The sequence below is a fragment of the Streptomyces sp. NPDC060209 genome, assembly GCF_042728155.1.
GTDB lineage: Bacteria > Actinomycetota > Actinomycetes > Streptomycetales > Streptomycetaceae > Streptomyces.
This window is the reverse complement of sequence record NZ_JBHWZS010000035.1, coordinates 38026-45510: the sequence shown is the minus strand read 5'-3', so window position 1 is coordinate 45510 and position 7485 is coordinate 38026. Positions and strand designations below refer to the sequence as shown.

The window sequence follows — 7485 nt, the reverse complement described above, 5'->3', positions numbered from 1 at the left end:
CCCCCTCCCCGGGGTGCGGCCCACCGGCCGGAACGAGCTGGGGGTGCGGTCAGCGCACCTCGGTGATCTCGGGCCCGCGCTGGAGCTGGCCCATGCCGCCGGAGAACTTCGAGCTCTCCTGGTCCTCCTGCTGCACGCCCTCGGGCACCATCTGGGCGTCCTCGGGAAGCTTCAGGACGATCGGGTCACGCGGGGCCATCGGACCCTCACCACGGACGACGACGGTGTCCCGGAAGATCGTCTCCAGCAGCCCGGCGGCCTCCGGCTGCACCGCGCCCTGGCCGGAGATCACGCCGCGAAGGAACCAGCGCGGTCCGTCGACGCCGACGAAGCGCACCAGCTGTACGCCGTTCTTCCCGTCCGGAAGCTGTACGGGGACCTGGGCGCGCAGTTCCCAGCCCAGCGGGCCCTCGACCTCGTCGATGATCCCGCCCTGCTGCGTGATGCCCGAGGCGATCTCCTCGCGCACCTCGCCCCAGATGCCCTCCTTCTTGGGGGCGGCGAAGGCCTGGAGCTGGACCGCGCTGTCGCGCACCACGACGGTGGCCGCGACGATCGCGTCACCGGCGACCTCCACGCGGAGCTCCATGCCCTCGACCCCGGGCACGAAGACGCCGCCCAGGTCCACCCTGCCCTCGCCGGGCTGGGAGACCTCGGAGATGTCCCACGGCCCGTCGGGGCGGGGGGCCGGCGGAAGGTTCGTGCGGCGCGAGCCGTTCCCGGCTCCGGTGTCGTCGAGCTCGTCGGCGACCTGCTCGGTCTCGCGCGCTTCGTCCGCCGTGTCCTTGGCGGAACCACTGTTCTTGCGACGTCCGAACACGTCAATGTCCTTCCCGGTCGGATACGACCGAAGCGTAGCTGTTCCCACCCTGGGTGTTACCGCCCGTGACGCCGTCCACCGCGGCGTGGCCGCCGGTGGATCCGAAGCCCCCCTCGGCCCGCGCCGAGCCGGGGAGCTCCGTCACCTCGTGGAAGCGCACCTTCTCGACCTGCTGGACGACCAGTTGGGCAATCCGGTCGAACCGTTCGAACCTCACGGTCTCGCGTGGATCGAGATTGACCACGATGACCTTGATCTCCCCACGGTACCCGGCATCGACCGTCCCTGGGGCGTTCACGAGAGCCACTCCGCAGCGGGCAGCGAGGCCCGAACGGGGATGCACGAAGGCGGCGTACCCGTCGGGCAGCGCGATCGACACCCCTGTGGGGAGCACCGCCCGTTCGCCCGGGGCCAGCTCGGCGGCCTCGGTGGTGACCAGATCGGCACCGGCGTCACCCGGGTGTCCGTAGCCGGGGATCGGCACGTCCGGGTCGACCCGGCGGATGAGTACGTCGACGGGGTGGCGCATCAGGGGTTCACCTCGAAGGCACGGGCGCGCCTGATCTGGTCGGGGTCGGACATCGCGGCCTGGATCTCCTCCGGCCGTCCGTTGTCGATGAAGTGGTCCACCTTGACCTCGATGAAGAGGGCTTCCGCCCGGACCGCGACGGGCCCCTCGGGGCCGCCGGTCCGCCCCGTCGCACGGCAGTAGATCTTCCGGCCGTGGACGGCGGTGACCTCGGCCTCCAGGAAGAGCACCGTGTCCACCGGCACCGGCAGGACGTAGTCGGTCTCCAGCCGTCCGGTCACGGCGATCACCCGCAGCAGCCAGCTCAGCGCGCCGAGCGTCTCGTCCATCGCCGTGGCCAGGACACCACCGTGTGCCAGCCCCGGAGCGCCCTGGTGAGCGGGCTTCACGGTGAACTCGGCGGTGACACTCACGCCCTCTCCGGCCGTCGCCTGGAGATGCAGTCCGTGCGGCTGTCCGCCACCACAGCCGAAACAGTGTTCGTAGTGGGAGCCGAGAAGCTCCCCGGGCGCGGGTGCGTCGGGATGGCGGACAGGCTTCACCGCGTCGGCCGGGGGTGTCAGACGTGCAGATGTTCCACTCACAGCCGCAGACCTTACCCGCGCGGCCGACCGCTGGTCGCGCCGTGCCAAGCTTGCTTTCATGCAGCCTTCCGCACCTCCCTTCGACGAACGTCTCACAGCGCCCCGTTCGTGGTGGCTCATCGCCTTCGGGATCGGCGTCGCGTGCGCGGTGATGTTCCTGCCGCTCGGCCTCCTGCCCATGCTCGGTGGCCTGGTCGCCGGTACGGCAGCGGCGTGCGTGGGCGTCAGTTCGTACGGCTCCGCGCGCATCCGCGTCGTGGCGGGCGCACTCGTCGCGGGCGACGCCCGGATCCCGCTGGAGGCACTCGGTGACGCCGAGGTGCTGGACGGCGAGGAGGCGCGCGCCTGGCGCACCTACAAGGCGGACACCCGCGCGTTCATGCTGCTGCGCAGCTACATCCCGACGGCGGTGCGGGTGAAGGTCACGGATCCGGCGGACCCGACGCCGTACGTCTATCTGTCGACCCGGGAGCCGCAGGCTCTGGTGGCGGCTCTGGCGCCCGTACCCGCCTGACGGGTCAGCGGCCGGGGTCGTCCAGTCCGTCGGGCAGCTCCTTGGCGGGCTTCGCCGGCTGCTCCAGCGGAGGAAGCTCCGGGAGGCGGTCCCAGGGGATCTGCTGGCGCCGCAGGTCGCTCCTGACCCGGTCGGCGAGCTTCCTGGTGTCCCGCCGGTTCATCATCGCGCCGACGGCGGCACCGATCATGAACGGGATGAGGTTCGGCAGGTCGCGCACGGTGCGCTTCATGATCTGCTGACGCAGCTCGCGCTTCATCTGCCCGCCCAGCGCCGCGTTGAGCGTGGTGGGCCGTGAGACGTCGATGCCGCGCTCCTCCGTCCAGGACGTCAGATACGCGGTGCTGCGCTGGCCGAGGTTGCCCGGGGGGCGTTGGCCGTAGACCTCGTGGAGCTCGGCGACGAGCTTCATCTCGACGGCGGCCACACCGGTGATCTCGGCTGCCAGCTCGGCGAGCATGGCGGGGGGTACGGGCATCATCGCCGCCGCCCCGATGCCCGCGCCGACGGTCGCCGTGGCGTTGCAGGCGCCCGCGACGAGCTTGTCGGCGAGCTCTTCGGGGCCGAGCCCCGGGAACTGCCTGCGCAGGGTGGCGAGGTCCCGCACAGGGACACGGGGAGCCGTGTCGATGATCCGGTCGGCCACCATGCCGACCGCGGCCGCGGCGCTCTCCCTGCTCCTGCGTACGCCTCGTTTCAGTTTGTGCAGGCGGCCGGATCGTGCCGGTCCGTCCTGCTCCGGCCCGGGTGGCGGGTCCGCCGCCCTTGCCACTTCGAGCGAGGCCGGACGGCCCCGCTCGTCGTCAGGTGTACTGCCGGGAGAGGCAGGCAGGGCGGCCTGGTGCTCGGCAGTGGGGCTCTCGCCCTCTGCCGGGCCTGTGCCGCCCTGATGTGCCTCCGACGACTTCGTGCGCCGCAAGCGCCGCTTCCGGAACGGTGTGTCGCCTGCCACGGCCGGAGGCCCTCAGTCGCAGTCGCGGCAGATGGGCTGGCCGTTCTTCTCGCGCGCCAGCTGGCTGCGGTGGTGCACGAGGAAGCAGCTCATGCAGGTGAACTCGTCGGCCTGCTTGGGCAGGACCCGCACGGCGAGCTCTTCGTTGGACAGGTCTGCTCCGGGCAGCTCCAGTCCTTCTGCCGCGTCGAACTCGTCGACGTCGACGGCGGATGCCGTCTTGTCGCTCCGACGAGCCTTGAGCTCTTCGAGGCTGTCCTGGTCCACGTCGTCGTCGGTCTTGCGTGGGGTGTCGTAATCCGTTGCCATGTCGCTCTCCCCCTCTTGGGTGTCTGCGGTGTCTCAGCGCACGTAACGCGTGAGAGGCCGGACTTGTGCCCGACCTGAGGCGGAGATTTTGCCTCACATCAAGGTCTGTTACTCAATCGACACCCAACCGGATCTCTCGTGAGCGATCAGCTTGGGTGGCGATGGGGACCGTACACGGTCCGATTGCTGCTGTTCACGGGCGCCACCCCGTGTACTTCCCGTGATATCGACCCCCGGAAACCCGGACGTTTCCAGGCTTTCGGGCAGATCTGTGATCACGGAGAGTAGAGGTACCGAAAATCGCTTCTGTGATCGATCACACAGGGACAGAACGGAAACAGGGTTCGAAAATTCCGCCCAAAGCGAACAGAGCGATCCAATGCGGCTTCACACCGTGAAGCCTCTCAGACCGGAAGGGTGACGCGCATCACGAGACCACCGCCCTCGCGAGGCTCCGCGATGATACGGCCTCCGTGGGCCCGCGCGACGGATCGTGCGATCGACAGGCCGAGCCCGACCCCCTTGTCGCTGCCCGTGCGCTCCGTCCGCAGCCGCCTGAACGGCTCGAAGAGGTTGTCGATCTCGTAGGCGGGCACCACGGGGCCGGTGTTCGAGACGGTCAGGAGCGCCTGCCCGTGCTGGAGCTCGGTGGTGACCTCCACCCAGCCGTCCTCGGCCACGTTGTAGCGCACGGCGTTCTGCACGAGGTTGAGCGCGATCCGCTCCAGGAGGACACCGTTTCCCTGGACGACGGCCTGAGCACGCTCGCCGCGGACCTCGACCCCCTTCGCCGCCGCCTCGGCCAGGGTCTGGTCGATGGCACGGTCGGCGACCTCGGCCAGGTCCACGGGTTTGCGTTCGATGATCTGGTTGTCGCTGCGGGCGAGCAGCAGCAGCCCTTCGACCAGCTGCTCGCTGCGCTCGTTCGTGGCCAGGAGCGTCTTGCCCAGCTGGTGGAGCTCCGGCGGGGCCTCGGGGTCGGAGAGGTGGACCTCCAGCAGCGTGCGGTTGATCGCGAGGGGCGTGCGCAGCTCGTGCGAGGCGTTGCCCACGAACCGCTGCTGGGCCGTGAAGGCCCGCTCCAGCCGGTCCAGCATCTCGTCGAAGGTGTCCGCGAGCTCCTTCAGCTCGTCGTCCGGCCCGTCCAGCTCGATCCGCCGGGTCAGGTCCGTGCCGACCACCCTGCGGGCGGTGCGGGTGATCCGGCCGAGCGGCGACAGGACGCGGCCGGCCATGGCGTAGCCGAAGGCGAAGGCGATGACGCTGAGACCCACCAGGGCCAGCAGCGAACGGTTCAGCAGGGAGTCGAGCGCGTGGTCGCGCTGCTGGTTGGCGCAGGCGTTGAGGGCCGCGTTGAAGGTGTCGGGACTGGCCTTCGTCGGCAGATCGCACACCTGGCTGGTGACCTGGCCGTTCACCACCTCGAACGGCAGGTCGCTTCCCACGTCGAGAGCCTGCGCCGCCAGCATGTAGATGATCGACAGCAGGAGGATGCCCGCGATCAGGAACATGCCGCCGTACAGCAGCGTGAGCCGTATCCGGATGGTCGGGCGCAGCCAGGGGTACGGGGACTCCTGCGCCTTGGGTTCCCAGGTCGGTTTCGGGGGTGCCTTCATGGGCGCCGGGGAGGCTGCCATCACGCCCTCAGATCCGGTATCCGGAGCCGGGGACGGTGACGATGACGGGGGGCTCGCCCAGCTTGCGGCGCAGGGTCATGACGGTGACCCGCACCACGTTGGTGAACGGGTCGGTGTTCTCGTCCCAGGCCTTCTCCAGCAGCTGCTCCGCCGAGACGACCGCGCCCTCGCTGCGCATCAGGACCTCCAGGACCGCGAACTCCTTCGGGGCGAGCTGGATCTCCTGCTCGTCCCGGAAGACCTCGCGGCGGTTGGGGTCGAGCTTGATGCCGGCCCGCTCCAGCACGGGCGGCAGCGCGACCGTGGTGCGGCGCCCCAGGGCGCGTACCCGTGCGGTCAGCTCGCTGAAGGCGAAGGGCTTGGGCAGGTAGTCGTCCGCGCCGAGCTCGAGTCCCTCGACCCGGTCGCTGACGTCACCGGACGCCGTGAGCATGAGCACCCGGGTGGGCATACCGAGCTCGACGATCTTGCGGCAGACGTCGTCGCCGTGCACCAGCGGGAGGTCCCTGTCCAGCACGACGACGTCGTAGTCGTTGACCCCGACCCGTTCGAGAGCCGCCGCTCCGTCGTAGACGACGTCGACGGCCATGGCCTCCCGGCGCAGCCCGGTTGCCACCGCATCGGCGAGCAGCTGCTCGTCCTCGACGACGAGTACGCGCACGGCGCAGTCCTTCCCTAGATCTCCGAAAAAACGGCGAGCGGCCCTCGTTCCGGCCGCTCGCTGCACGTCAGCGGCACCGACTGTGCGCGTCCATCCTGCCCGCAACGCGCATAAACCGGCGGTAAGACGGCGCGGCCCGGACCGTCACTCCAGGGAATTGATCGGATTTCCGGGCCAGTTGAGGTTTCTCGCGGACCGGCGGCGGGGAGGACGCTCTCACACCCCGCGATCACGCCATGTATGTGGCGTACCACAGCCCGTCCTGCTTCCAGAGGGACTGCGTGATCACCCGCACCCCGGCCTGCGCGCCGGGGGACCACCGGGCACACCCCCGTGCCACCGACCCACGATGAGGGGGCGCTTCATGGACGCTTTCACCGCAGGTCTGCTGCAACGAATCAAGACCACCGAGTCCGACCTCACGAGGGCTCGCGAGACGGGCGACGACTTCCTCGCGGATGTCGAGCAGGGAGAGCTTGACGACCTGCATCGCCTCGCCGCCGAGCACGGCGTGGAAATCGGCGCCACAAGCGTCTGAGCCGCCACGAGAGGGCCCCGGGAGCTGTCATGGCTCTCCGGGGCCCTCTCTTGTGCCGACGGCCTCCCTGGGTGCCTCAGCAGGCTCAGGGAGGGCGTTCGGTCAGTCGTGCCAGGCTCCCAGTTCCTCGAGGAGCGCCTGCAGCGGCTCGAAGACCCCCGGCGTCGCCGCGACGGTCAGGTCACCGTCCGCCGGCCGTCCGGGCCTTCCTCCGGTCAGGGCACCTGCCTCCCGGGCGATGAGATCACCGGCCGCGACGTCCCACGGGTGCAGTCCGCGCTCGTAGTAGCCGTCGAGCCGGCCGGCCGCCACGTCGCACAGGTCGATGGCCGCCGATCCCCCGCGCCGGATGTCCCGCAGTCGCGGGATCAGCTGCTGGGCCACGGCCGCCTGATGGGTGCGGACCTCCGTGACGTAGTTGAAACCGGTCGACACCAGAGCCTGGTCGAAGGGTGCCGTGGGGCGGCAGCGCAGTGCGTCCCCGTTCCCGTACGCGCCGCGGCCGAGCACCGCGTGGAACGTCTCGCGGCGCATCGGGGCCTCGACCACGCCGACGACCCGTTCGCCGTCGCGCTCGGCGGCGATGGAGACGGCCCAGGTCGGGAGGCCGTAGAGGTAGTTCACCGTGCCGTCGAGCGGGTCGATGACCCACCGGATCCCACTGCTGCCCTCGGCGCTGGCGCCCTCCTCGCCGAGGAAGCCGTCGGCGGGGCGGTGCTCGGACAGGTAGCCGGTGATCAGCTTCTCCGCCCGGATGTCCATCTCGGTGACGACGTCGATCGGGCTGGACTTCGTCGCGGCCACCCCGAGGTCGGCGGGACGGCCGTCACGCAGCAGCGCGCCGGCTCTGCGGGCCGCCTCCAGGGCGAGGTCGAGCAGTTCGGACAGGAGGGGGTCGGTCACAACGCTCCAGAGGTGGTGTCGTGGGCCGGGACGGGCCT

At 70.2% G+C, this 7485-nt stretch carries 10 protein-coding genes; 2 read left to right on the top strand and 8 right to left on the bottom strand.

All coding sequences use genetic code 11. The annotated features are described in order from the left end of the window. Positions 1–49 precede the first annotated feature (49 nt). From ACFWFI_RS10205 to ACFWFI_RS10195, 3 genes are read right to left on the bottom strand one after another with little or no spacing between them, the layout of a single operon-like run. On the bottom strand, positions 50–820 hold the full coding sequence (locus tag ACFWFI_RS10205) for a DUF3710 domain-containing protein (RefSeq protein ID WP_387387660.1): 771 nt from the start codon (positions 818–820) through the stop codon (positions 50–52). Between the two features lies 1 nt (position 821). Beyond that, complete coding sequence (dut, locus tag ACFWFI_RS10200) at positions 822–1349, bottom strand: dUTP diphosphatase (protein WP_387387658.1); 528 nt, start codon at positions 1347–1349, stop codon at positions 822–824. Continuing rightward, entirely contained in the window at positions 1349–1933 is a 585-nt protein-coding gene (locus ACFWFI_RS10195; RefSeq protein ID WP_387387657.1) for a PaaI family thioesterase, read from the bottom strand. The genes dut and ACFWFI_RS10195 overlap by 1 nt, the downstream gene beginning before the upstream one ends. A gap of 58 nt (positions 1934–1991) precedes the next feature. On the opposite strand from ACFWFI_RS10195, the gene ACFWFI_RS10190 reads away from it, so the two are divergent. Then, a complete protein-coding gene (locus ACFWFI_RS10190; protein ID WP_387387655.1) occupies positions 1992–2447 on the top strand; it encodes a DUF3093 domain-containing protein in 456 nt (151 codons plus the stop codon). Positions 2448–2451: 4 nt separating this feature from the next. Here ACFWFI_RS10190 and ACFWFI_RS10185 read toward each other — a convergent pair whose 3' ends face one another. From ACFWFI_RS10185 to ACFWFI_RS10170, 4 genes are all read right to left on the bottom strand, one after another. Then, the gene (locus ACFWFI_RS10185) at positions 2452–3399 is read right to left on the bottom strand and encodes a hypothetical protein (RefSeq protein WP_387387653.1); all 948 of its coding nucleotides are present in this window, start codon (positions 3397–3399) and stop codon (positions 2452–2454) included. A gap of 12 nt (positions 3400–3411) precedes the next feature. Next, entirely contained in the window at positions 3412–3708 is a 297-nt protein-coding gene (locus ACFWFI_RS10180) for a DUF4193 domain-containing protein (protein WP_003965732.1), read from the bottom strand. A gap of 404 nt (positions 3709–4112) precedes the next feature. Continuing rightward, positions 4113–5345 (bottom strand): sensor histidine kinase, encoded by a 1233-nt coding sequence (locus tag ACFWFI_RS10175; RefSeq protein ID WP_387387651.1) that lies wholly within the window; start codon positions 5343–5345, stop codon positions 4113–4115. Positions 5346–5352: 7 nt separating this feature from the next. Then, positions 5353–6006 carry a response regulator transcription factor gene (locus ACFWFI_RS10170; RefSeq protein ID WP_014153613.1) on the bottom strand — a complete coding sequence of 218 codons (654 nt, stop codon included), beginning with the start codon at positions 6004–6006 and terminating at the stop codon, positions 5353–5355. A gap of 364 nt (positions 6007–6370) precedes the next feature. Between ACFWFI_RS10170 and ACFWFI_RS10165 the strand changes: the two genes are divergently transcribed. Then, complete coding sequence (locus ACFWFI_RS10165) at positions 6371–6544, top strand: hypothetical protein (RefSeq protein WP_164992724.1); 174 nt, start codon at positions 6371–6373, stop codon at positions 6542–6544. A 102-nt stretch (positions 6545–6646) separates the two neighbouring features. On the opposite strand, the gene ACFWFI_RS10160 is transcribed toward ACFWFI_RS10165, so the two are convergent. Continuing rightward, entirely contained in the window at positions 6647–7447 is an 801-nt protein-coding gene (locus ACFWFI_RS10160; RefSeq protein ID WP_387387649.1) for an inositol monophosphatase family protein, read from the bottom strand. Between the last annotated feature and the right edge of the window lie 38 nt (positions 7448–7485).